Below are 23,115 nucleotides of genomic sequence, written 5' to 3'. Positions count from 1 at the left end.
CCCGCTCGTAATATCGGTGACGAAGTATCACCACCCCACTACCCTCTTGTACGGGTGTCTATGTATGCTGTGCTCGCCGTCGGGACGCGGTGAAAGTCATCAATCAATTGGCAGTCATCATTGCAAGGCCCGGTTTGCCGGCCGACGTGGCCGGTGACCGGGTGGGTCCCGGTGGCCGCGTGGCATCGAGCCGAACGGTTTCGTCGGGGGGCCTGGCCCGGAGTCGGCAGCGCCCGTTCGATGCCTCATCGCTGACCTGGGGGGAGACGGGTGGATTTTGTGGAGAGAAGCCGCGAGCTTGACATCTTGCGGGGCCTTTACTCCGACAGTGCCACGGGCAGGGGGCGGGTCGCACTGATCAGCGGCCCCGGTGCCACGGGCAAGACCGAGCTGTTGCGGGCCTTCGCCGACCACGTCGGCGCGGCGGGCGGGCTGGTGCTGCGCGCCGCCTGCTCCCGGGCCGAACGCCTGCTGCCCGCGGCCGTGATGGGGCAGCTGTTCCACAGCGTGACGCTGCCGGCCGAGGTGATGCGGCGCATCGGCGCGTTCGTCGACATCGAGGGCGTCGCCACGGAGGGCGACGCCGACATCAGGGCCGTGCACGCGATGTGTGTCGAACTGCTCGACATCGCCCGTAACCGGCCGCTCGTGCTGCTCGTCGACGACGTCGAGTTCGCCGACGAGCAGACCCTGCACACCCTGCTCTACCTCCAGCGCCGGCTCACCGCCGCGCAGATCCTGGTGGTGCTCACCGAGTCGCCGCAACCGCAGCCGTTCCACCCGGAGTTCCGGGCCGAGATCAGCCGGCAGGCGAGCTTCTGCAACATCCAGCTGTCACCGCTGTCCGAGGCGGGGGTCGCCGATCTGCTGCGCGGCTGGACCGACGACGAGACGGCCACGGCGCTCGCTCCGGCGTACCACGAGGTCAGCGGCGGCAACCCGTTGCTGCTGCACGCGCTCGGCCAGGACCGGCGGGTCGCCGGGTCGACGGAGCCCACCGGGGTGGCCGTCGGCGACCAGTTCCGCCAGGCCGTCCTGTCCTGCCTGCGCCGCTGGGACCCGACCATCCTGGAGACCGCCCACGGGTTGGCCCTGCTCGGTGACTTCGCCACCCCGGCGTTGCTGGCGCGGCTGCTGGACACCAAGCCGGCCCGGGTCCAGTGGGTGCTCAACGCGCTGACCATGTCCGGTCTGCTGCACGGCGGCCGGTTCCGGCACCCGGCGGCGCGGGCGGCCGTCCTGCACGACCTGACCCCGGACGCGCTGTCCGACATGCACGCCCGGGCGGCGGAACTGCTGCACGCCGAGGGCGCCCCGGCGCCGGCGATCGGTGGGCACCTGCTCGCCGCGGGTGGCCTGGCCGAACCGTGGGCGATCACGGTGCTCCAGGACTCGGCCACCCACGCGCTGGCCGAGGACCGCGTCGACGACGCGGTGGAGTCGCTCAAGCTGGCGCACGAGATGTGCGACGACGAGCCGCGCCGGGCGGCGCTGACCGCGATGCTGGCCGCCTGCCAGTGGCGGGTCAACCCGGCGGCGGTGAGCCAGCACCTCCAGTCGCAGCGCGAGGCGCTGCGGGCCGGTCACCTCTCCGAACGGCACGCCGCCGCCCTGCTGCGCTACCAACTCTGGCACGGCCACCGGGCGGACGCCCAGGAGACCCTGCGGCACCTGCGCGACACCCGGCAGCAGCTCGACGCCACCACCGCCGCCGAGCTGGAGGGGTGCGCGGAGTGGCTGCGGCTGCACTTCCCGGTCGCCTTCGCCGAGCTGGACGCCAGCACCGACGTCGGCCCGACGGCCACGCCGGCCGGCGCCCCGGTCCGCTCCGACGGCTCCCTCGGCTCGGCCACCCCGTCGCTGACCGCCGTGCTCACCGACGGGGTGACCGACGAGGTGATCGCCCGCGCCGAGCAGGTGCTCGGCAGCCACCTGCTGGTCGACGTCGGGCTGGAGTCGGCGCTGTGCGCCCTCCAGACGCTTGTCTACGCCGACCGGATGGACCGCGCCGTGCACTGGTGCGACGTGCTCGGCACCGAGGCCGGCGCCCGGGGCGCCACCACCTGGCACGCCATCCTGTCCGACGTCCGTTCGCACATCGCGCTGCGCCAGGGCGACCTGCCGCTCAGCGAGCGGTTCGCCCGGGAGGCGCTGGACGCGATGTCCCCGCACAACTGGGGCGTGGCGATCGGCTCACCGCTGTCCAACATGCTGCTCGCCAAGATCGGCATGGACAAGCTCGACGAGGCCGAGGCGCAGCTCAAGCACGTCATCCCGGACGCGATGCGCGACACCTGGTTCTGGCCGATGTACCTGCGGGCCCGGGGTCACCTGCACCTGGCCGGCGGGCGGGTGCACGCGGCACTGGCCGACTTCGAGACCTGCGGGCAGCTGGCCACCCAGTGGGGCATGGACCTGCCGACCCTGCTGCCCTGGCGTGGCGACCTGGCCCAGGTCTACCTGCGTTCCGGCCGGCCCGACCGGGCCCGGGGCATGGTGACCGAGCAGCTCTCCCGGCCCGGTGCCGACAATGCCCGTACCCGGGGCATCTCGCTGCGGCTGCTCGGGTCCGCGCTGGACGTGAAGCAGCGGGTCAACACCCTGCGGCAGGCGGCCAACCTGCTCCAGGAGTCCGGCGACCGCTACCAGCTCTTCCTGGCCCTGGCCGCGCTCAGCAGCGCGCACTACGGGCGGGGCGAGTTCAACACCTCGCGGGTGGTGGCCCGCAGCGCGATGCAGCTCGCCAAGGACATCCAGGCGCAGGCGCTGTGCCGCCGGCTGCTGCCCGGGGGCGACGCTGCCGGTGCCGACGACCCGGACACCCCGCCGGAGCACGAGGAGATGTCCCGGCTCAGTGACGCCGAGCAGCGGGTGGCGACGCTCGCCGCGCTCGGCCACACCAACCGGGAGATCGGCAAGAAGCTCTACATCACGGTGAGCACGGTCGAGCAGCACCTGACCCGGGTCTACCGGAAGCTGAACGTCCGGCGGCGTACCGAGCTGTCGCTGGGCCTGCCGATGGACGCCGCCGGGGCCGGGCTGCTCGCCGTGGCGCCGGGCGGTGCCGAGCGCTCCTGGCCGCAGTGGGAGTCGGCGGTCCAGGCGAGCTGAGCTCGTCAGAGGTGGCGATTCCGGGGTGGGCCTAGGCCCACCCCTTCGGGTCATTAGCTCCATTGAGCGCAAACGGCCCGATCCATACCGTGAAACATGTACCCACCGCCGTTCGGCGACGTTCTTTTGCGGGGAGCATGAGGTGGACAGAAACAAGGACCGGCGGACGCCGACCAGTGGCGCCGACGCGGTGCGGCTCGACGACGTGCGCAAGACGTACGGACGCGGCGACAACCGCGTCGACGCGCTACGGGGCGTCACAATGAGCTTCCCCCGGGGCAGCTTCACTGCCGTGATGGGGCCGTCCGGCTCCGGCAAGAGCACCTTCCTGCACTGCGCGGCGGGGCTCGACGTGCCCTCGTCCGGCTCGGTGGTGCTGGACGGCAAGGAACTCAGCGGCATGAACGAGAACCAGCTGACCCGGTTGCGCCGGGAGCGGGTCGGCTTCATCTTCCAGGCGTTCAACCTGATGCCGGCGCTCAACGTCGAGCAGAACGTGGGCCTGCCGTTCCGGCTGTCCGGCCGCCGGCCCGACCGGCACTCCGTGGTGGAGGTGCTGGGCCGGGTGGGCCTGGCCGAGCGGCGCAAGCACCTGCCGAGCGAGCTGTCCGGCGGTCAGCAGCAGCGGGTCGCGATCGCGCGGGCGCTGATCATGCGACCGGCGGTCATCTTCGCCGACGAGCCGACCGGCGCGCTGGACACCCAGACCACCATCGAGGTGCTGCAACTGCTCCGCGAGACGGTCTCCAGCGGCGGCCAGACCATCATCATGGTGACCCACGACCCGGTCGCCGCCGCCGCCGCGCACCGGGTGCTGTTCCTCGCCGACGGGCAGTTCATCGGTGAGCTGGAGGCGCCGACCGCCGACGTGGTGGCCGAGCGGATGACCCACCTGACCGCATGGCAGCAGAACCGCGCGCCGCAGGCCACCGGCAGGGGTGGCTTCTGATGACGTACCTCGCGTGGCGCACCCTGCGCTACCGCAAGCTCGCCTTCATCGCGACGTTCATCGCGGTCTTCTTCGGGGTGGCGCTGATCGTCGCCTGTGGCGGGCTGATGGAGACCGGCATCCGGATGGCCGTCCCGCCGCAGCGGCTGGCGGCGGCCGACGTGGTGGTGAGCGGCAAGCAGACCTACGGTGTGCCCAAGAAGGACCCGCAGGACACCAAGAACATCAAGTCGGTGCCGCTGGCCGAGCGGTACTGGATCGACCCGGGGCTGGTCGGCAAGATCCAGGGCGTGCCCGGGGTCGAACGGGCGGTCGCCGAGGCGTCGTTCGCCGCCACCGTCGTCCGCAACGGCGCACCCGTGATCGTCGGGACGCAGTCGCTGGGCCACCGGTGGGAGTCGGCGCAGCTCGGGCCGTACCGGCTCGACGGGCAGCCGCCGGCCCAGGCCGGCCAGGTGGTGCTGGACCGGACGGTGGCCAAGCTGGCCCGGATCAAGGTCGGCGACCGGGTCGACGTCGTGGTCAGTGGGGTCCAGTCGTCCTTCCAGGTGACCGGCATCGCCGCGCCGCCCGGTGAGCTGAGCCAGTCGGCGCTGTTCTTCTCCGACGACGACGAGCGGCGGCTCAACCCGCACACCGGCACCGCGGACGCGATCGGTGTGCTGGCCAAGCCCGGCACCGATCTGGACGCGCTGCGCGACCGGATCGAGCGGACCCTCGCCGACCGCAAGCTCGTCGTGCTCACCGGCGACGACCGGGGCGCGGCGGAGTTCCCCGAGGCGGTCGGCGGCCAGGCGCAGCTCATCCCGCTCTCCGGGGTGTTCGCCGGCATGACGGTCTTCGTGGCGATCTTCGTGGTCGCCAGCACGCTGGGCCTGTCGGTGCAGCAGCGGCAGAAGGAGATCGCGCTGCTGCGTTCGATCGGCGCGACGCCCCGGCAGATCCGTGCGATGGTGCGCCGTGAGGCGCTCGTCGTCGCGGTCGGTGCGGCGATCCTCGGCTGCGCGCCCGGGGTGTTCCTCGGGCCGCTGCTCTACGACATCGTCTCCGACGCCGGGGTCATCTCGCCGGTGGTGCAGTTCCACCAGGGTTTCATCCCCTACCTGGCCGCGCCCGCGATCGGCATCTTCGCCGCCATGGTGGCCGCCTACGTCGCCGGTCGTCGCCCCTCCAAGACCAAGCCCACCGCCGGCATCGCCGAGGCCGCCCTGCAGCGCAAGTGGGTGAGCTGGCCCCGGGTGGTGTTCTCCATCCTGTTCTTCGCCGCCGGGTTCGCGCTGATCCTGGTGACGGCGATCGTGATGCAGGGCGCGGTGGCGTCCGCGACCGCCGGGCCGGCGGTGATGTGCTGGGCGATCTCGATCGCGTTGATCAGCCCGGGGTTGACCCGGCTGCTGGCCGGTGTGCTCAGCCTGCCGGTGCGGGCGTTCTTCGGCCTCGCCGGCTACCTCGGCACGGTCAACGTCCGCACCCGCGCCGTCCGGGTGGCCTCCGCGGTCACCCCGATCATGCTGGCCGTGGCGCTGGCGGTGGCCAACTTCTACCTCCAGACCACCCAGAACGAGGCCGCCGAGCGCTACTACTCGGACAACCTCCGGGCCGACCTGGTGCTCAGCTCCACCACCGGCGGCTTCCCCGCCGACACGGTGGAGGCGATCCGGTCCGCGCCGGGCGTCGAGGAGGCGTCGGCGTACGTGACCAGCGCCGGCTGGATCAACAAGCCGTACGACGGGTCGCACGTCGAGTCGCCCTGGCCGTTGCAGGGGGTCAGCGGGGCCAGCGCCGCCGGCATCACCGGGGTGCGCACCAGCGACGGCAACCTGGGGGACCTGCGGGGCGACACGGTGGCGCTGCCCGAGGTGGCCGGCAAGAACCTCAACGTCGGCGTCGGTGACCAGATCACCCTGCGGCTCGGTGACCGCTCGGCGGTGGACCTGCGGGTGGTGGCGCTCTACCCGGCGAAGAAGGGGTTCGAGACGATCCTGCTCCCCGCCGACCTGCTCGCCGCGCACAGCACGACCGGCCTGTCCCGGCAGATCCTGGTCACCGCCGAGCCCGGCACCAGTCGGGACGCGCTGACGGCCAGCCTGCGGGAGAAGGTCGCCAACCAGCCGGGCACCATGATCGAGGGACGGGACGCGATCACCACGTTCGCCGAACGGACCAAGACGCAGGCCTGGGTCAACTACCTGCTCGTCGCCCTGGTCGCCGGCTACACGATGATCTCGGTGGCGAACACCCTGATCGTGGCGACCGCCGGCCGACGCCGGGAGTTGGGCATGCAGCGGCTCATCGGCGCCACCCGCAAGCAGGCCCTCCAGATGCTCAGCGTGGAGGCGGGCATGGTCGCGGTCATCGGGGTGGTGCTCGGCACCATCGCCTCCATCGCCACGCTGATGCCGTTCAGCATCGTGGTGCTGGGCCGACCGGTGCCCTCCGGACCGATCTGGATCTACCTGGCCGTGGTGGCGGGCGCGACCGTGCTCGCCTTCGCCGCCACCGTGCTGCCGGGCCGCCGGGTGATGCTCTCCCGGCCGGCGGAGGCCGCCGTCGCCGTCGAGTGACGGCAACCCGCACACACGACGGTGCCCCCGGTCGACCGACCGGGGGCACCGTCGCGTGTGGCGTCCGGGTCAGCCGACGTCGGCCCGGGTGCCGTTGAGGTACGCCAGCACGGCCAGCACCCGCCGGTTGCTGTCGTCCGCCGGGGTGAGGTCGAGCTTGGTGAAGATGCTGGTGGTGTACTTGGCGACGGCACCCTGGCTGACGATGAGGCGCTGGGCGATGGCCGTATTTGAACATCCCTCGGCCATCAGCTTCAGCACCTCCCGCTCGCGGGGGGTGAGGGTCGACAGCGGCTCCCGACGGGACCTGCCGGCCAGCAGTTGGGAGATCACCTGCGGGTCCATCGCGGTGCCCCCGTCGGCGACCCGGCGGATGGCGTCGACGAACTGGTCGCTGTTGAGCACCCGGTCCTTCAACAGGTAGCCGATCCCCCCGCTGGCGTCGGCGAGCAGTTCCTTGGCGTACAGCTGCTCGACGTGCTGGGAGAGCACCAGGATCGGCAGGCCGGGGCAGCGGCGACGCGCCTCCAGGGCAGCCTGCAGGCCCTCGTCGGTGAACGTGGGCGGCAGTCGCACGTCGACCACCGCGACCTCCGGGCGGAGGGTCACCAGGGCGTCGAGCAGAGCCGGTCCGTTGTCGACCGCCGCGACGATCTCGAAGTCGTAGGACTCGAGGAGCTGGACCATTCCCTGCCTCAGAAGGAAGAGGTCCTCGGCGAGTACAACGCGCACGGCAGCTCCAGGATCGCGACGGTCGGCCCACCTTCGGGACTGCTGAGGTCGAGCGTCCCGTCGAACGTAGCACAGCGCCGCTCGATGCCCCGGAGTCCGGTGCCGAGGCTGGCGTCGGCCCCGCCCTGACCGTTGTCGATCACGACGGCCCGCAGTGAACCGTCCTCGTGCCGCAGGTCGATGCTGGCCCGGTCGGCGTTGGAGTGCTTGACCACGTTGTTCAACAGTTCGGACAGGGCGAAGTAGACGGCGGACTCCGCCGGGGCGGCCAGCCGGCCGGGGACGTCGGCGGTGACGTCGACCTCGATCGGGCTCTCCAACGCGATCGCCCGGATGGCGTCCTCCAGCCCCCGCTCGGCCAGCACCGGCGGATGGATGCCCCGGATCAGGCAGCGCAACTCCTCCAGCGCGCTGGCGGTCGCGTTGCGGGCGTCGACCAGCAGGGTCTCCGCGACGTCCGGATTGGTGCGTAGCTGGCGGGTGGCCGCGCCGAGCTTCATGCCGATCGCGACGAGCCGGGCCTGCGCGCCGTCGTGCAGGTCCCGTTCGATCCGGCGCAGCTCGGTGGCCTGGATGTTGATCACGTCCGAGCGGGTCTCGGAGAGGTGCCGCATCCGGGAGGCGATCTCCGCCCGTTCGCTCGGGCCCAGCAGCGTCCGGGCGAAGTAGGCGTGCCCGGCCACCAGCCCGGGGGCGGCGGCCACCCAGATCGCGAACACCACCAGGCTGACCAGTGCGCCGAGCACCGCGTGCGGCCAGGTGTCCATCGGGGTGAAGCCGTACCAGAAGTCCACCCCGGACTCCCGCATCAGCATCCAGAACCCGGCGGAGAGCACCAGCCCCTCCACCGAGTAGACCAGCAGGGTGACCGGCAGCAGGCCGAGCACGAAGCCGACCAGCACGTTGAGCAGGAGGAACAGCAGGTCCCGCCAGGTCGCCGGGTCGGTGAGGATGGACCGGCAGCGTTGCACCCAGCCGACCACGCCCCGCTCGGTGGGCGGCGCCGGGAGGTAGGGCGTGGCGATCGGCACCCCGGCCCGGCCGGCGAGGTCCCGGCACAGCCCGGTGACCCGGCGGACCAGCGGGGTGACCAGGGGCAGCAGCAGCACCCCGACGCCGAGCGAGATGAACGCCGTGGCGAGCACGGTGGCGACGAGCAGGGCCAGACTGAGGGCGGCGCTGGCGATGAGCAGCACACCGCGTCCGGTGGCGTACAGCGCCCGCGACAGGGCCCGCCCGGTGAGTTCCGCGGCGTTGGCGACGTCCATGTCCTCCGGCTCCCCGGTCACGGCAGATCGATGGTGGTGCCCGCACTCAGTGGCGTGTCGTGGACGACCAGTTGGCGCAGCTCGGTGCCGACCGGCGTGTCGTAGACCAGTGATCCGCTGACCGCCGCGCCGGGCTCGATCTTCTTCGTCAACCGTTGCGTGTCCGGATAGTAGAGCAGGGAACGGGTGTCGGGGGTGTACCCGCGCCCGTCGGCGTCGACCAGCCGTTGGCTCAGCGGCCAGACGATGGTGCCCTTGGACCCCTTGTTGACCACGTCGACGTCGACCATGCAGAACACGCCGTCCGCCTTCTGGGTCAACGGCCAGAACCCGATCTCGCGCGACCCGCAGTGCACTCCCGTCACGGTGAACTCCAACGACCCGTCCTGCCCGGTCGCGGTGGCGGGGGTGGGGCTCGGGGTGGGTGACGGGCTCGGGGTGGGGCTCGGCGTGACGACGCCGGGCGGCGCGGACGGGCCCGCCCCGCCCGACGGCGCGCCCCGCTGGTCGGCCTGCCGCAGCGCGACCACGCCCAGCACGACGAGGGCCACCACCGCCACCACCCCGGTCAGCACCGCCGGCCAGGACGGCGGCGGGCGACGCGGCGGTGGTGTCGGGGCGACCAGGGTGGCCGGCTGGCCGACCGCCGGGTACCACCGGGTGCCGTCGAGCTGCTCGGTGGTGGCCGCCACCGGTTCCACCGCCGAGCGGATGCTGGCCGTGTCGGCGCTGCCGACCAGGATCAGCATCGCCTCCCGCGCGGTGGGGCGCTGGCCGGGCTCGGTGCGCAGCGCCCGCGCGACCACCGCCGCCAGGCCGGCGGGCAGCCCGCTCAGGTCGGGCGGGCCGGCCGGGTGCACCCGGGGGTCCACCGGCAGCCGGCCGGTGGCGGCCCAGCCGACGAGGATGCCCCAGGCGTAGACGTCGGCGGGCTGGGCCGGCGGGAAACCGGCGAGACGTTCCGGGGCCAACCAGCCCGGGGTGCCGTACGAGGGGCCGGTGGTCGGGTCGAGCGCCTCGATCAGGCTCGCCAACCCGAAGTCGATGACCTTCGGGCCGAACGGGGACAGCAGGACGTTGCGGGGGGTCAGGTCGCCGTGGGCCAGTCCGGCGGCGTGGATCGCGGTGAGCCCGGCGGCGACGCCGACGGCGAGCGCCTCGGCCTGCGGGCCGGAGAGCGAGCCGTGCCGGGTCACGTGCTCGTGCAGGGACGAGCCGGTCACGTACTCGGTGACGAGGTAGGGGACCGGCCCCTGCGGGTCGGCGTCGAGCACCCGGGCGGTGCAGAAGTCGGCCACCCGGCCGGCGGCGGCGACCTCGCGGGCGAACCGTCGCCGGAACTCCGGCCGGGAGCGCAGCTCGTCGTGGACGACCTTGACCGCCACCCGGCCCCCGCCCGGGGCCTCGGCCAGGAAGACCACCCCCATGCCGCCCGAGCCGAGCAGGCGACGCAGCCGGTAGGGCCCGACGTGCTCCGGATCGCCCGGCCGCAGCGGTGACCCCGGCTCGGCCACTGCGCCGCTGGTCAGCTCGCCCATGTAGACAAGTGTCCCATGTCGGGTCGAGGCACGCGCCCCCTGCGCCGTCCCCCGTGGACGCCCCGCAGAGCCCGCCATCGGGCCGTTCACAGCCGGGTGGGGGTAGGGGATCGCTAAGGGTTGGCACGGCCGGGGCCGGAACCTAGCGTGTGGTCGCACGCGCTCGCCGGCGCTTGATGCGGTCGGCGACCCCGCAGGTTGACGCCGGGGTCGCCGACCCCGGCGGTACGGACCTGCGCCGCCGTACCGCGCCGGCCGATGGCTGCGCTGGTACCGCCGGGGCCGGGTGTCGGCCCGCCGTTCGCCGGCAACGCACCGTCGTGGTGCGGGTCGCGCAGCAGAGAGGGACGTGATCGCCCATGACCTCCACCACCCGGTACGACGATGCGCCGGCGGCGGACGGCGGGACGCCCGGCAGGACCGAGGTGCGTCAGTTGGACCGGGTGGTGATCCGGTTTGCTGGTGACTCGGGTGACGGGATGCAGTTGACGGGGGACAGGTTCACCTCGGAGACGGCGCAGTTGGGTAATGATATTTCGACGTTGCCGAATTTCCCGGCGGAGATTCGGGCGCCTGCGGGAACTTTGCCGGGGGTGTCGAGTTTCCAGGTGCATTTCGCCGATTATGACATTCTGACGCCGGGGGACGCGCCGAATGTGTTGGTGGCGATGAATCCGGCGGCGTTGAAGGCGAATCTGGGTGATCTGCGTCGGGGTGCGGACATCATCGTGAACACCGACGAGTTCACCCGCCGGAACCTGGTGAAGGTCGGCTATGCGGTGTCGCCGTTGGAGGATGACACGCTGGATGGGTTCGTGGTGCATCCGGTGGCGTTGACGTCGATGACCGTGGGGGCGTTGGCGGAGTTGTCGGTGTCGAAGAAGGACGCCGAGCGGGCGAAGAACATGTTCGCGTTGGGTTTGTTGTCGTGGATGTACTCGCGTCCGTACGAGTCGACGTTGCGGTTCCTGGAGCGGAAGTTCGCCAAGCGGCCGGATCTGGTCGCGGCGAACATCGCGGCGTTCAAGGCGGGTTGGAACTACGGCGAGACCACCGATTCGTTCTCGGTGCGGTACGAGGTGAAACCCGCGAAGATGGTGCCGGGCACCTACCGCAACATCACCGGTAACGCCGCCCTGTCGTTGGGGTTGGTCGCGGCGGGGGTGCGGTCGGGTCTGCCGGTGTTCCTCGGCGCGTATCCGATCACCCCGGCGTCGGACATCCTGCACGAGTTGTCGAAACACAAACGGCTCGGTGTGGTCACCATGCAGGCCGAAGACGAGATCGCCGCGGTCGGCGCCGCGCTCGGCGCGTCCTACGGCGGTGCCCTGGGAGTGACCACGACCAGCGGCCCGGGTGTCGCCCTGAAGTCCGAGACGATCTCCCTGGCCGTGGCCCTGGAGTTGCCGCTGGTCGTGGTGGACGTGCAACGCGCCGGCCCGTCGACGGGTCTGCCCACGAAAACCGAACAGGCCGACCTGAACATGGCGTTGCACGGCCGTCACGGTGAAGCCCCCGTCGCGGTGATCGCCGCGAAGTCACCGTCGGACTGTTTCCACGCCGCACTCGAAGCCGCCCGTATCGCCCTGACCTACCGCACCCCGGTGATCCTGCTGTCGGACAACTACGTCGCCAACGGCTCCGAACCCTGGCTGCTACCCGACGTCGACGCCCTGCCCGACCTACGCGTCGAGTTCACCACCGCCCCCAACGGCGACGACGGCGTCACGTTCCTGCCCTACCTACGTGACCCGGCCACCCTGGCCCGCCCCTGGGCCGTCCCGGGCACCCCCGGCCTGGAACACCGCATCGGTGGCCTGGAGAAAGCCGACAAGACCGGCGACATCTCCTACGACCCGGCCAACCACGACTACATGGTCCGCACCCGCGCCGCCCGCATCGAGGCCATCGACGTGCCCGACCTCGACGTCGACGACCCCGACGGCACCGCCCGGACCCTCGTCCTCGGCTGGGGCTCCACCTACGGCCCGATCGGCGCCGCCTGCCGCACCCTGCGCCACCGCGGCCAACCCATCGCCCAGGCCCACCTACGCCACCTCAACCCCCTCCCCGGCAACCTCGGCGACATCCTCGCCGCCTACGACCGGGTCGTCATCCCCGAGATGAACCTCGGCCAACTCGCCCAGGTCATCCGCGCCCGATACCTGATCGACGCGATCACCTACAACCAGGTCCGCGGCCTACCCTTCACCGCCGCCGAACTGGAGACGATGCTGGAAGAGGTTGTGAAGAATGCCTGAACCCGTCGCCGTGAAACTCACCACCAAAGACTTCAAATCCGACCAGGAAGTCCGCTGGTGCCCCGGCTGCGGCGACTACGCCATCCTCGCCGCCGTCCAACAATTCATGCCCGAGTTGAACATCCCCCGCGCCAACACCGTCTTCATCTCCGGCATCGGCTGCTCATCCCGCTTCCCCTACTACATGAACACCTACGGGATGCACTCCATCCACGGCCGCGCCCCCGCCATCGCCACCGGACTGTCCGTCACCCGCCCCGACCTGTCCGTCTGGGTCGTCACCGGCGACGGCGACGCCCTGTCCATCGGCGGCAACCACCTCATCCACGCCCTACGCCGCAACGTCAACCTCAAGATCCTGCTGTTCAACAACCGCATCTACGGCCTCACCAAAGGCCAGTACTCCCCCACCAGCGAAACCGGCAAAATCACCAAATCCACCCCCGCCGGATCCGCCGACTCCCCCTTCAACCCCCTCTCCCTCGCCCTCGGAGCCGAAGCCACCTTCGTCGCCCGCACCATCGACTCCGACCGCAAACACCTCCAAACCGTCCTCCGCGCCGCCGCCGAACACCACGGCACCGCCTTCGTCGAGATCTACCAAAACTGCAACATCTTCAACGACGGCGCCTTCGACCAACTCAAACAACCCGACACCCGCGACGACTATTTGATCCGCCTCGAACACGGCCAACCCATCACCTTCGGCCACAACCAACAACACTGCGTCGTACACCCACCCCACGGCTTCGGCCTCGAAATCCGCGACACCGCCACCACCCCACCCGAAGACATCGTCATCCACGACACCACCATCACCGACCCCGCCTACGCCTTCGCCCTGACCCGCCTCCCCCAACACGACCTCCGCAACACCCCCATCGGCGTCCTCCGCCAAACCCAACGCCCCACCTACGACACCCTCGTCCAACACCAAATCACCACCGCCCGAAACACCACCACCGACACCCCCGAACAACAACTCACCACCCTCCTCCACACAGGCGACACCTGGACCATCCGGCCGTTGGCCGACGCATGATCGACCGGATCACGCCACCGGGCGTCGTCGCCGTCGAGGCGTTCGACGACACCGACACCGAGCCGCTGTACCCCGAGGAGGCCGCGCTGGTGGCCCGCGCCGTCGAGAAGCGGCTGCGGGAGTTCACCACCGCCCGTACCTGCGCCCGGCGGGCCCTGCGCGCCCTCGGCGTACCGCCCGCCCCGGTGCTCACCGGCGACCGGGGGGCACCCGTCTGGCCGTCCGGTGTGGTCGGCAGCCTCACCCACTGCGCCGGCTACCGGGCCGCCGTGGTCGCCCGCTGCGCGGACGTCCGCTCCATCGGCATCGACGCCGAACCCGACGAGGCACTGCCCGACGGGGTGCTCGACGCGATCGCCCTGCCCGAGGAACGCGCCATGGTGGACCGGCTGACCACCGACGCCCCCGGGCCGCACTGGGACCGGCTGCTGTTCAGCGCCAAGGAGTCCCTCTACAAGGCGTGGTTCCCGATCACCGGGATCTTCCTCGGCTTCGACGAGGCGCGGATCGTCCTGCACCCGGCCGGACGTACCTTCACCGGCCACGTCCTCGTCCCCGGCCGCGGTCGGGACTTCGACGGTCGCTACCTGCACGACGCCGGGCTGACCCTGACCGTCGTCGCCGTACCGCACTGAACCCGAGCCGGACCGCACCAGCCGACCCGGAGCCGCGCCCCGCCGTGCGCACCGGACGAACGAGGGGACCACACCCGATGAACGCCGGCATCTACGCCGTCAGCGACCTGCACGTGGCGTACCCGGAGAACCGGAAGATCGTGGAGAGCCTGTGGCCCCGCGCGGCCGGCGACTGGCTGATCGTCGCCGGGGACGTCGCCGAACTCTTCGCCGACGTCACCTGGGCGCTGACGCTGCTCGCCGAACGGTTCGCCAAGGTGATCTGGGCACCCGGCAACCACGAGCTGTGGACCCACTCGCAGGATCCGGTCCGGCTGCGGGGCGAGGCCCGCTACCAGGCCATCGTGCGGCAGTGCCGGGACCTGGGGGTGGCCACCCCCGAGGACGACTACCCGGTCTGGACCGGGCCCGGCGGCCCCCTGCTGGTCGCGCCGCTGTTCGTCGGCTACGACTACTCGTTCCGCGAGCCGGGCGTCACCAGCAAGGAACAGGCACTGGCCCGCGCCCACGCCGCCGGGGTGGTCTGCGCCGACGAGGTCTTCCTGCACCCCGACCCGCACCCGAGCCGGGACGCCTGGTGCCGGGCCCGGGTGGCGCTGACCGAGACCCGGCTCGCCGGCAGCGACCCGGCGGTGCCGAAGATCCTGGTCAACCACTACCCGCTGGTCCGGATGCCCACCGACATCCTGCGCTACCCCGAGTTCGCCCAGTGGTGCGGCACCGAACTCACCGCCGACTGGCACCGCCGCTTCCACGCCAGCGCGGTGATCTACGGGCACCTGCACATCCCCCGGGTGACCTGGCACGACGGGGTGCGGTTCGAGGAGGTCTCCGTCGGCTACCCCCGGGAGTGGCGTACCCGCCCCCGCCCCGACTCGTGGCTGCGGCGGGTGCAGTCGACCCCCGTGCAGGTCTGACGGCTCACCCCTCGACGAGGCGCTTCTTCTGCACCTTGCCCAGCGCGTTGCGGGGCAGGGCGTCGACCAGCCGGACCTCCCGGGGCCGCTTGTGCACCGACAGGTGCCGGGCGACGAAGTCCACCAGCTCCGGCCCGGTCACCCCGTCGCCGACCACGTACGCGGTGACCTGCTGCCCCAGGTCCGGGTGCGGCAGGCCCACCACGGCCGCCTCGCGCACCGCCGGGTGGGCCAGCAGCGCCTCCTCCACCTCACCCGCCCCGATCCGGTACCCGCCGCTCTTGATCAGATCGGTGCTCGCCCGGCCGACGATGCGGTGCCAACCGTCCGGGCCGACCGTGGCGACGTCCCCGGTGCGGAACCAGCCGTCGGCGGTACGGCTCGCCGCGTCGGCGTCCGGCCGGTTCAGGTAGCCGTCGAACAGGGTCGGGCCGGTGACCAGCAGCTCGCCCATCGCCGTACCGTCGGTGGGCAGGTCCCGGCCCTGCTCGTCGACGATCCGGGTGCGTACCCCGGGCAGCGGCACCCCGGCCGCGCCCGGACGGCGCGGGCCGTCGGCGCGGGCGCTCACCGTGATCAGGGTCTCCGTCATGCCGTACCGCTCGACGACCCGGTGCCCGGTCAACCCGGTGAGGTCGTCGAAGACCGTCGTGGGCAGCGCCGCGCTGCCCGACACCAGCAGCCGCGCGCCGCGCAGGGCCCGCGCGGAGGCCGGCGCGGCGGCGATCCGCGACCAGATCGTCGGTACGCCGAAGTAGAGCGTCCCGCCGGCCGCCGCGTACCGCTCGGGCTGCGGCCGGCCGACGTGGTGCAGCCGGCCACCGACCCGCAACGGGCCGAGCACCCCGAGCACCAGCCCGTGCACGTGGAACAGCGGCAGGCCGTGCACCAGCAGGTCGTCCGGCGTCCACGCCCACGCCTCGGCCAACCCGTCCAGGCAGGTGGCGATCGCCCCCCGGGACAGCAGCGCCCCCTTGGGCGCGCCGGTGGTGCCGCTGGTGTAAAGGATCAGGGCGGTCCGCTCCGGTCCGGGCTCCGGATGGGTGGTCGCCGACACCCGGCGCAGGTCGACCGGGACGACAGGCAACCCGTCCGCCGCCGGAGCGTCCTGCGGGGCCGTGCCCGCCGGCGCGAGCAGGGCCCCGACCGCCGAGTCGCGCAGGATGTGTTCCCGCTCCCGGGGCCCGGCGTCCGGCGGCACGGGCACCACCGCCGTACCCGCCAGCAACGCGCCCACCACCCCCACCACGGTCTCGATCGTCGGGGTGGTCACGACCGCGACCCGGTCCAGGCCGCGCAGGTCGTCGGCGACGGCGGTGGCCAGGGCGAGCAGCCGGGACCGGGACAGGCACACGTCACCCACCCGGAGAAGATCCGGACGGTCGTCCACCGACGATGACATCGCGGCCAGCAGCGACACGGTCCACGCCCCTCCGGATTCGTACGGGGCACGGTGCGGCCCCGTGCCGCCGACGCTAGTGCGACGACCGGCCCGTCACCACCCCCCACCACGCTCCGCCACCGGGGTCCCGGCGCGCCGGCCACGACCTGCCGTCGGGACGGTTCAGGGGTCGGTTAAGGGTGCCGGTGCGGCGGCCGGCCCGCCTACCGTCACATGCGACGGTTCCGTCACCGGTCGACCGGGAAGGTGGCACCGACGTCATGACATCCGAGCACCCACCAGCCGTGCCGCATCTCACGGTCACCGACGCGTCCGACGCCATCGCGTTCTACACCCGGGTCTTCGGTGCGGTCCCGTACCGCCAGGAGTGCCTCCCCGATGGGCGGGTGCTCGCCGCCGACCTCGTCGTCGACGGTCACCGGTTCACGGTCAGCGAGTGGACCGACCCGCCCGGGGCCACCGGCGGGCTGCCGGTGCTGACCGTCACCGCCGCCGACGCCGACGCGGTGCTGCGCCGCGCCCGCGCGGCCGGCGCGCAGGTCAGCGCCGCCAACGGCACGCCGCGCGAGGTGCTGCTGCACGACCGGCACGGCGGCAGCTGGGCCATCACCCGCCCCGAACCGCCGCGCTGACCCCGGGGTACGCCCGCGCGGGCCACCGGATCGTCCGGCGCGGCGGTTTGTCGGGCTCCGGTTGCGGTATCCCGATCGGGTACGCCGCTACGAGGAGGCCCCGGTGAACGTCGACGCCCTGCTGACCGGAATCTACGACCACCTGCCCGACCTGGTGGACGCGGCGGTGGAGGGGCTCAGCCCCGAGGAGCTGTGCCGGCGGCCCGGTCCGGGTGCCAACCCGGTCGGCTGGCTGGTCTGGCACCTCACCCGGATCCAGGACCAGCAGGTCGCCGAGCTGCTCGGGGTCGACCAGGTGTGGGTCACCGGTGACCGGGCGGCCCGGTTCGGGCTGCCCGCCGACCCGGCCGACACCGGCTACGGCCACACCCCGGAGCAGGTCGCCACGGTCCGGCCGGACAGCGCGCAGGCGCTCGTCGACTACCACCGGGCGGTGGCCGAGCGGACCCGGACGTTCCTCGCCGGGTTGCGTCCGGCGGACCTGGACCGGGTGGTCGACGAGAGCTGGGACCCGCCGGTGACCCTCGGGGTCCGGCTGGTCAGCATCGCCGCCGACGATCTCCAACACGTCGGCCAGGCCGCCTACCTGCGGGGCCTGCTGCGGTCCTGACCGTCCGCGCCCGGTCCCGCCCGCTCCCGTCGCCGATCTCATCCGGTCCGGGTGAGCCGGCCTCACCCCCTCGACCGGCACGCTGACCGGGCACGTGACACGCCGTGGGGGAGGGCAGCCGTGGGGACGTCGGTGGCGGAGTTCCTGGAGCGGTGGGACGGGAGTCGGCGGCCCGACCTCCCGGAGACGACGAGCGGGACGCTGCGCCTGGACGCCGCCGAGGACGGGCACACCGCGCACTGGCGGCTGACCATCCGCGACCAACGCGTCGAGGTCACCCGCTCCGCCGACGATGCCGACCTGGTCGTCCGCGCCGACCGGGCGGTCTTCGACCGGTTGGCGTCGGGTCGGACCCACCTCGCCACCGCGCTGCTGCGTAACGACCTGTCGATACGGGGCAACATGCGGCTGCTGATGATGCTGCGGCGGATCTTCCCCGGCCCGCCCGACGCCCGGCACCCCCGGGAGGCCGCCCGGGAACGGGACGGCCACCGGTGAGGGAGGAACGGGTCCACATCATCGCCGGTAACGCCTTCGCCGTCAGCGACGCGCACGGCGACATGGAGGTGGACCCGAGGGCGCCGGTGGGGTTGTTCTCCTTCGACACCCGTTTCCTGTGCCGCTGGGTGCTCACCATCGACGGGCAGCGGCTGCACGCCCTGTCCCGCGACGACATGACCTACTTCGAGACCCGGTTCTTCCTGGTCCCCGGCACGGCCAGCCACTACGTCGACGCGGACGTGTCGGTGATCCGGCACCGGTCCATCGACGACAGCTTCACCGAGCAGCTCACCGTGCTCAACCACGCCGCCGAGCCCGCCGACTTCGTGGTGCGGATGGAGGTCGGCGCGGACTTCGCCGACACCTCGGAGATCCGCAGCCCGACGCCCCGGCGGGTCACCACGGTCGCCTCCCCGTCCGAGGCGGTGCTGCGGCTGCGCTACGAACGGGAGCGGTTCGCCCGGGAGGCGACGGTCTCCAGCACCGCCCCGGCCGACGTCGACGAGGGGGGCTTCACCTACCGGATCACCGTGCCGGCGCACGGGACGTGGGTCACCGACCTGCACGTCGGGATGTCCATCCGGGGCGAGGGCGGGCACGACCTGCGGGAGAGTCTGGAGTCGCACCGGCTGCGGGTACGCCACGACATGCGGCACGACCTGGTCGACTGGCTCGACCGGGCGCCGCAGCTGATCAGCGAGCGGGAACGGCTGCCGGCGACGTACGAGCAGGCGCTGACCGACCTGGCCGCGCTGCGCTACGTCCCGCTGGCGTACTCGGGGCGGGTGCCGGTGGGGGGTCTGCCCTGGGCGATGGCGCTCTACGGCCGCGACGCCCTGGTCACCTGCCTGATGACCCTGCCGTTCACCCCCGAACTGGCCCCGAACACGCTGCGCATGCTCGCCCTGCTCCAGGGCGGCCGGCTCGACGACCAGCACGAGGAGGAACCCGGCAAGATCCTCGGCGAACTGCGGTACGGCGAGTCGGCCGCCTTCGACGAGCAGCCGACCGGGCTCTACTACGGCGCGGCCGACACCACCCCGCTGTTCGTGATCCTGCTCGACGAGTACGAGCGCTGGTCCGGCGACGCCGCGTTGGTGCGGCAGCTGCGCCACCCGGCCCGGATGGCGCTGGACTGGATCGACGGGTACGGGGACCTGACCGGCGACGGCTACCTGCGCTACCAGCGACGCAACACCCGCAACGGGCTGGTGAACCAGGGCTGGCGCAACTCGCCGGACGCGATCGTGGACGCCGACGGCCGGGCTCCCGCCGGGCCCAGGGCCACCTGCGAACTCCAGGGCTACGCCTACGACGCGAAGCGGCGCGGAGCCCGCCTGGCCCGGGAGTTCTGGGGCGAGCCCGAGTACGCCGACCTGCTGGAGCGCCAGGCCGCCGCGCTGAAGGAACGGTTCAACCGGGACTTCTGGTTGCCCCGCCAGGAGCACTACGCGTCGGCACTGGAGCCGGACGGCACCCCGGTGGTGGCGTTGACGTCCCAGCTCGGGCACCTGCTGTGGAGCGGGATCGTCGCCGAGGACCGGTCCGCCGCCCTCGCCGCCCACCTGGTGGGGCCGCAGCTCTTCTCCGGCTTCGGGGTCCGCACGTTCGCCGACGGGCAGTTGGCGTACAACCCGGTGGGCGCGCACCTGGGCGCCGTGTGGCCGTCGGACAACGCGCTCGTCGCGGCCGGGTTGCGGCGGTACCACCACGACGAGGAGGCCGCCCGGGTCGCCGACGGCATCTTCGCGATGGCGGACCTGGTCGGGGGTTCGGTGCCGGAGGTGATCGCCGGGTATCCCCGTGCGGTCACCGGCTACCCGGTGCAGCTGCCGATGGCCGGGCGACCGCAGTCGTGGTCCGCGGGTGCCCTGCTGATGCTGCTCGGCACCCTCCTCGGGCTACGGCCCTGCGGGGACAACCTGCTGGTGAACCCGGCCCTGCCCGACGGTTTCGGCCGGATCGAACTGCTGGACGTGCCCGGCCGGTGGGGCCGGGCCGACGCGTACGGCCGGGACCGGTCGGCCGTCCGCCCGGGGCGTCGTCCCCGGCTACGCTGACCGCCCGGCCGGCGGTGCCGGTTGCACCGGGGCGTCCGGGTCGGCGGGCGGGTGGGTGACCCACCGGGACAGGGCCCGGTCGACGCCCACGAAGAGCAGGCCGAGCAGCCAGAAGGCGACGGCGAAGAAGACCGCGCTGACCGCGACGCCGTCGTAGCCGAGCTGCCCGGCGTCGATGAACGGGTACGGGTAGCGGTGCACGATCAGCCCACGTACCAGGGCGAACCCCAGGTATGCCAGCGGGAACGCCAGCCACCAGAGGGCGTACCGGGGGCGTAGCCGGCCGCGCGGGTCGAACAGCGTCCAGTCGGCGACGGCGAGCAGCGGAACGACGGTGTGCAGGAGTTGGTTGCCCACCGCCTCGCCGAGCGCCCGGTCGGGCTGGGTCATCGCGAACGGGCTGGCCGGGTTCGCCAGCACCAGGTGGTAGACCACGCCGGTGATGGTGACGTAGAGGGTCACCGCGCCCTTGAGCGCCGACGGCGGTTCGGGTCGACGTCGCGCGGCCTGCCAGGCGGCGTAGCCGGCGAAGAGCCCGACCGCCAGGTTGCTCTGGATGGTGAAGTACGGCAGCAGTCCGGTGACGGTGGCCGGGCCCAGGGCGGTGAGCACGATCCCGGCCAGCACACCGATCACGATCGCCAGCCGGAAGGCCACCGCCAGGCGTCGACGCCGCAGAGTCATCGGCGCAAGCTACCAGCCCCGCCGTCGCCGCCCCCGGCCGTGGCCGGGCCACCGGCCGCAGGTCACGCGCCAGCGGTCCCCGGTCGTGGGCCCGGCGGCCCGGCCGGCACCGACCTGGAGGCTCGCATCCGGCCGACCACCCCGGCCGCGGCCGTCTCGGTCATCGGTCGTGGGTCGGTGGCCGTCGGTCCTTGCGGCCACCGGTCGTCGGTGGGCAGCCGGGTCCCGGCGGGTGATCCGGCCCGGGGTCGTTGCCGTCCACCGGCCCGTCCGGGTCTCGGGCCGGATTCGCGGCGGGCCGGTCGGGGACGGGGATGGCCAGGGTGGCCCGCGCGGCCCGGAACGCCGACATCGCCGCCGACTCCCCGGGCAGCTCGTCCCGGGCCGCGGCGGGGCGCACCGCGGTCAGCAGCGTCACCAGCGGCCGGACCGGGCCGGTCGACCCGTCGACCGCCCCGCTGAGCAGCCGCTCAGCGGTTTCCTGATCCAGGCGGTATCGGGTCATCTCGTGTCCCTCAGCGTCGGCGCGGGTTGGGACGTCACGCCGACGGGGCCCGACGTGGCCCCGGTCACACCCGAGCCGGGCGGCGGGGACGAAAACCGGGTCGGCATCCCTACAGTACGTGACCGGTCGGTATGCGCTGGTGTAAAAATCCGCTGGACAGGTCGCATCGAGGGAGGTTGGGCCATGCCCGAACGTGACACCCACCGTGACGAACGCTTCGATCAGCTCGGCGACGAGATGTCGGCCGCCGTCACCCGCGCGGCATCCGTGCTGGAGGAGGAGCTGTCCGCCGGCATCGAGAGTGCCCGCCGGCTCCAGGAGAAACTCACCGCCGACCGGCGGGTCGACCCGGCGGCCTTCGACGAGGTGGCCGGGCGGGTCCGCAGGGACACCCACGCGCTGATCGACATGGTGGTCGCCCAACTGCCGATCACCGGCGAGCGGGGCGAGCTGACCCGCCGCTACGCCGCCGACGCCCACGACGTGCTGGACAGCCTGCTCGACCTGGCCCGGCTCACCCCGGAACTGGCCAACGGGCTGATCGACCGGGTGTCCCGCCAGGGCCACGAACCGACCGGCCCGGTCCGCGTCGACCGGGACCCGGGGGCCCCGGCGGCCGACGGCGGGCCCGACCCGGTGGCCTGAGCCGATGACCGTTCCGGGCATCGACGACCGGGTCGAGGAGGTGCTGGACCGCTACCGGGCGCGGACCATGGCGACCCTACTGGCCCAGCTGCCCACCGGCGGCCCCCGCTACCTCTACGACCTGGTCGCCGACTATCCCCGCCGCTCCGGCAAGGGGCTGCGGGCGGCGCTCTGCCTGGCCGCGTGCCGGCTCGCCGGGGACGGCGACGAACCGGACGAGGCGGCGGTCAACGTGGCCACCACCGTCGAGTTGTTCCACAACGCCTTCCTCATCCACGACGACATCCAGGACGGCAGCGAACAGCGGCGGGGCGCACCGACCCTGCCCGCCGCGTACGGCGTCGGTGTGGCGCTCAACGTCGGCAACATGACCAACCTGCTCGCCCTGGACCGGTTGCTGGCCAACCGGGACGGCCTCGGCTCCGGCACCGCCTGGCAACTGGTCGAACAGACCCGGCTGATGCTGCGCCACTCGCTGGAGGGCCAGGCCATCGAGATCGGCTGGATCAGGGACAACGCCTGCGATCTCACCCCCGACGACTACTACCGGATGTGCCTGAAGAAGACGTCCTGGTACACCTGCATCTACCCGTGCCGCACCGGGGTGCTGGCGGCCGGCGGCGGGCGGCTGCGCACCGACCGGCTGGACCGCTACGGCTGGTACCTCGGCGCGGCCTTCCAGATCACCGACGACGTGCTGAACCTGGTGGGGGAGTACGCCGCCTACGGCAAGGAGATCGCCGGTGACCTGTGGGAGGGCAAGCGCACCCTGATCCTCATCGACTTCCTCGCCCGCTGCACCGCCGGGGAACGGGAACGGACGGTGGCCTTCCTCGGCACCCCCCGCGCCGACCGGACGGCGGCCGACGTGCGCTGGCTGCACCGCCGGCTGACGGCGTACGACAGTGTGGAGGTGGCCCGGCGCAGCGCCCGGGAACTGGCCGACGCGGCGCTGGCCGAGGGACGTGCCGTGCTCGGTGACCGGGCCGGCACCGAGGACGGTCGGTTCCTGCTCGGCCTGACCCGTTACGTCGTCGACCGCCCACGCTGACCGGCCGG

General features: G+C 72.5%; 19 protein-coding genes. 13 read left to right on the top strand and 6 right to left on the bottom strand.

Annotated elements, in window-relative coordinates:
- Nucleotides 1-270: 270 nt before the first annotated feature.
- The 3 genes from ACN265_RS21780 (at nucleotide 271) to ACN265_RS21770 (ending at nucleotide 6,624) form a co-directional block, all read left to right on the top strand.
- The gene (locus ACN265_RS21780) at nucleotides 271-3,111 is read left to right on the top strand and encodes an AAA family ATPase (protein WP_420116910.1); all 2,841 of its coding nucleotides are present in this window, start codon (nucleotides 271-273) and stop codon (nucleotides 3,109-3,111) included.
- Nucleotides 3,112-3,253: 142 nt separating this feature from the next.
- Entirely contained in the window at nucleotides 3,254-4,060 is an 807-nt protein-coding gene (locus ACN265_RS21775; protein WP_357935698.1) for an ABC transporter ATP-binding protein, read from the top strand.
- Nucleotides 4,060-6,624, top strand: coding sequence for an FtsX-like permease family protein (locus ACN265_RS21770; protein WP_204928154.1), 2,565 nt, complete (start codon nucleotides 4,060-4,062; stop codon nucleotides 6,622-6,624). Before ACN265_RS21775 ends, ACN265_RS21770 begins: the two co-directional genes overlap by 1 nt.
- A gap of 69 nt (nucleotides 6,625-6,693) precedes the next feature.
- On the opposite strand, the gene ACN265_RS21765 is transcribed toward ACN265_RS21770, so the two are convergent.
- The 3 genes from ACN265_RS21765 to ACN265_RS21755 are packed head-to-tail and all read right to left on the bottom strand — an operon-like array spanning nucleotide 6,694 to nucleotide 10,162.
- A complete protein-coding gene (locus ACN265_RS21765) occupies nucleotides 6,694-7,356 on the bottom strand; it encodes a response regulator (RefSeq protein WP_204928153.1) in 663 nt (220 codons plus the stop codon).
- The gene (locus ACN265_RS21760) at nucleotides 7,320-8,624 is read right to left on the bottom strand and encodes a sensor histidine kinase (RefSeq protein ID WP_204928209.1); all 1,305 of its coding nucleotides are present in this window, start codon (nucleotides 8,622-8,624) and stop codon (nucleotides 7,320-7,322) included. The genes ACN265_RS21765 and ACN265_RS21760 overlap by 37 nt, the downstream gene beginning before the upstream one ends.
- A gap of 17 nt (nucleotides 8,625-8,641) precedes the next feature.
- The gene (locus ACN265_RS21755; RefSeq protein WP_377687126.1) at nucleotides 8,642-10,162 is read right to left on the bottom strand and encodes a serine/threonine-protein kinase; all 1,521 of its coding nucleotides are present in this window, start codon (nucleotides 10,160-10,162) and stop codon (nucleotides 8,642-8,644) included.
- Nucleotides 10,163-10,521: 359 nt separating this feature from the next.
- Between ACN265_RS21755 and ACN265_RS21750 the strand changes: the two genes are divergently transcribed.
- From ACN265_RS21750 to ACN265_RS21735, 4 genes are all read left to right on the top strand, one after another.
- Nucleotides 10,522-12,423, top strand: a complete 1,902-nt coding sequence (locus tag ACN265_RS21750) for a 2-oxoacid:acceptor oxidoreductase subunit alpha (RefSeq protein ID WP_421409191.1) — start codon at nucleotides 10,522-10,524, stop codon at nucleotides 12,421-12,423.
- The gene (locus ACN265_RS21745) at nucleotides 12,416-13,465 is read left to right on the top strand and encodes a 2-oxoacid:ferredoxin oxidoreductase subunit beta (protein WP_421409190.1); all 1,050 of its coding nucleotides are present in this window, start codon (nucleotides 12,416-12,418) and stop codon (nucleotides 13,463-13,465) included. Before ACN265_RS21750 ends, ACN265_RS21745 begins: the two co-directional genes overlap by 8 nt.
- A complete protein-coding gene (locus tag ACN265_RS21740) occupies nucleotides 13,462-14,100 on the top strand; it encodes a 4'-phosphopantetheinyl transferase family protein (protein WP_420117929.1) in 639 nt (212 codons plus the stop codon). The genes ACN265_RS21745 and ACN265_RS21740 overlap by 4 nt, the downstream gene beginning before the upstream one ends.
- Nucleotides 14,101-14,177: 77 nt before the next feature.
- The gene (locus ACN265_RS21735; protein ID WP_363656508.1) at nucleotides 14,178-15,017 is read left to right on the top strand and encodes a metallophosphoesterase family protein; all 840 of its coding nucleotides are present in this window, start codon (nucleotides 14,178-14,180) and stop codon (nucleotides 15,015-15,017) included.
- 4 nt (nucleotides 15,018-15,021) lie between these two features.
- Here the strand turns inward: ACN265_RS21735 and ACN265_RS21730 are convergent, their stop codons facing one another.
- Complete coding sequence (locus ACN265_RS21730; protein ID WP_421411577.1) at nucleotides 15,022-16,419, bottom strand: acyl-CoA synthetase; 1,398 nt, start codon at nucleotides 16,417-16,419, stop codon at nucleotides 15,022-15,024.
- A 260-nt stretch (nucleotides 16,420-16,679) separates the two neighbouring features.
- Here ACN265_RS21730 and ACN265_RS21725 point away from each other — a divergent pair, with 260 nt between their 5' ends.
- The 4 genes from ACN265_RS21725 (at nucleotide 16,680) to ACN265_RS21710 (ending at nucleotide 20,222) form a co-directional block, all read left to right on the top strand.
- Entirely contained in the window at nucleotides 16,680-17,051 is a 372-nt protein-coding gene (locus tag ACN265_RS21725) for a VOC family protein (protein WP_420117927.1), read from the top strand.
- A 103-nt stretch (nucleotides 17,052-17,154) separates the two neighbouring features.
- Nucleotides 17,155-17,661, top strand: coding sequence for a mycothiol transferase (locus tag ACN265_RS21720; protein WP_421409187.1), 507 nt, complete (start codon nucleotides 17,155-17,157; stop codon nucleotides 17,659-17,661).
- Between the two features lie 120 nt (nucleotides 17,662-17,781).
- Nucleotides 17,782-18,159: an SCP2 sterol-binding domain-containing protein gene (locus ACN265_RS21715; RefSeq protein WP_204928011.1), complete on the top strand. Its 378-nt coding sequence runs from the start codon at nucleotides 17,782-17,784 to the stop codon at nucleotides 18,157-18,159.
- Nucleotides 18,156-20,222, top strand: coding sequence for a glycogen debranching N-terminal domain-containing protein (locus ACN265_RS21710; protein WP_421409185.1), 2,067 nt, complete (start codon nucleotides 18,156-18,158; stop codon nucleotides 20,220-20,222). Before ACN265_RS21715 ends, ACN265_RS21710 begins: the two co-directional genes overlap by 4 nt.
- Here the strand turns inward: ACN265_RS21710 and ACN265_RS21705 are convergent.
- Both ACN265_RS21705 and ACN265_RS21700 read right to left on the bottom strand, forming a co-directional pair.
- Nucleotides 20,214-20,906, bottom strand: coding sequence for a Pr6Pr family membrane protein (locus tag ACN265_RS21705; protein ID WP_420119431.1), 693 nt, complete (start codon nucleotides 20,904-20,906; stop codon nucleotides 20,214-20,216). The two genes, ACN265_RS21710 and ACN265_RS21705, sit on opposite strands and share 9 nt — an antisense overlap.
- Nucleotides 20,907-21,066: 160 nt before the next feature.
- Nucleotides 21,067-21,411 carry a hypothetical protein gene (locus ACN265_RS21700; RefSeq protein WP_421409184.1) on the bottom strand — a complete coding sequence of 115 codons (345 nt, stop codon included), beginning with the start codon at nucleotides 21,409-21,411 and terminating at the stop codon, nucleotides 21,067-21,069.
- Nucleotides 21,412-21,594: 183 nt separating this feature from the next.
- Here ACN265_RS21700 and ACN265_RS21695 point away from each other — a divergent pair, with 183 nt between their 5' ends.
- Nucleotides 21,595-22,056 carry a hypothetical protein gene (locus ACN265_RS21695; protein WP_421409183.1) on the top strand — a complete coding sequence of 154 codons (462 nt, stop codon included), beginning with the start codon at nucleotides 21,595-21,597 and terminating at the stop codon, nucleotides 22,054-22,056.
- A 4-nt stretch (nucleotides 22,057-22,060) separates the two neighbouring features.
- Nucleotides 22,061-23,107, top strand: a complete 1,047-nt coding sequence (locus ACN265_RS21690; RefSeq protein ID WP_204928006.1) for a polyprenyl synthetase family protein — start codon at nucleotides 22,061-22,063, stop codon at nucleotides 23,105-23,107.
- The last annotated feature ends 8 nt before the right edge of the window (nucleotides 23,108-23,115 follow it).

It is taken from the genome of Micromonospora sp. WMMD730, assembly GCF_049178955.1.
Lineage (GTDB): Bacteria > Actinomycetota > Actinomycetes > Mycobacteriales > Micromonosporaceae > Micromonospora > Micromonospora wenchangensis.
This window is presented reverse-complemented; position numbering and strand designations above follow the sequence as displayed.

Bases quoted from the DNA above. Each gene is read 5' to 3' on its own strand.
- ACN265_RS21770 (WP_204928154.1), top strand. From the start codon at position 4,060: ATGACGTACCTCGCGTGGCGCACCCTGCGCTACCGCAAGCTCGCCTTC.
- ACN265_RS21760 (WP_204928209.1), bottom strand. From the start codon at position 8,624: ATGGACGTCGCCAACGCCGCGGAACTCACCGGGCGGGCCCTGTCGCGG.
- ACN265_RS21755 (WP_377687126.1), bottom strand. From the start codon at position 10,162: ATGGGCGAGCTGACCAGCGGCGCAGTGGCCGAGCCGGGGTCACCGCTG.
- ACN265_RS21750 (WP_421409191.1), top strand. From the start codon at position 10,522: ATGACCTCCACCACCCGGTACGACGATGCGCCGGCGGCGGACGGCGGG.
- ACN265_RS21745 (WP_421409190.1), top strand. From the start codon at position 12,416: ATGCCTGAACCCGTCGCCGTGAAACTCACCACCAAAGACTTCAAATCC.
- ACN265_RS21740 (WP_420117929.1), top strand. From the start codon at position 13,462: ATGATCGACCGGATCACGCCACCGGGCGTCGTCGCCGTCGAGGCGTTC.
- ACN265_RS21735 (WP_363656508.1), top strand. From the start codon at position 14,178: ATGAACGCCGGCATCTACGCCGTCAGCGACCTGCACGTGGCGTACCCG.
- ACN265_RS21730 (WP_421411577.1), bottom strand. From the start codon at position 16,419: ATGTCATCGTCGGTGGACGACCGTCCGGATCTTCTCCGGGTGGGTGAC.
- ACN265_RS21725 (WP_420117927.1), top strand. From the start codon at position 16,680: ATGACATCCGAGCACCCACCAGCCGTGCCGCATCTCACGGTCACCGAC.
- ACN265_RS21705 (WP_420119431.1), bottom strand. From the start codon at position 20,906: ATGACTCTGCGGCGTCGACGCCTGGCGGTGGCCTTCCGGCTGGCGATC.
- ACN265_RS21700 (WP_421409184.1), bottom strand. From the start codon at position 21,411: ATGACCCGATACCGCCTGGATCAGGAAACCGCTGAGCGGCTGCTCAGC.
- ACN265_RS21695 (WP_421409183.1), top strand. From the start codon at position 21,595: ATGCCCGAACGTGACACCCACCGTGACGAACGCTTCGATCAGCTCGGC.
- ACN265_RS21690 (WP_204928006.1), top strand. From the start codon at position 22,061: ATGACCGTTCCGGGCATCGACGACCGGGTCGAGGAGGTGCTGGACCGC.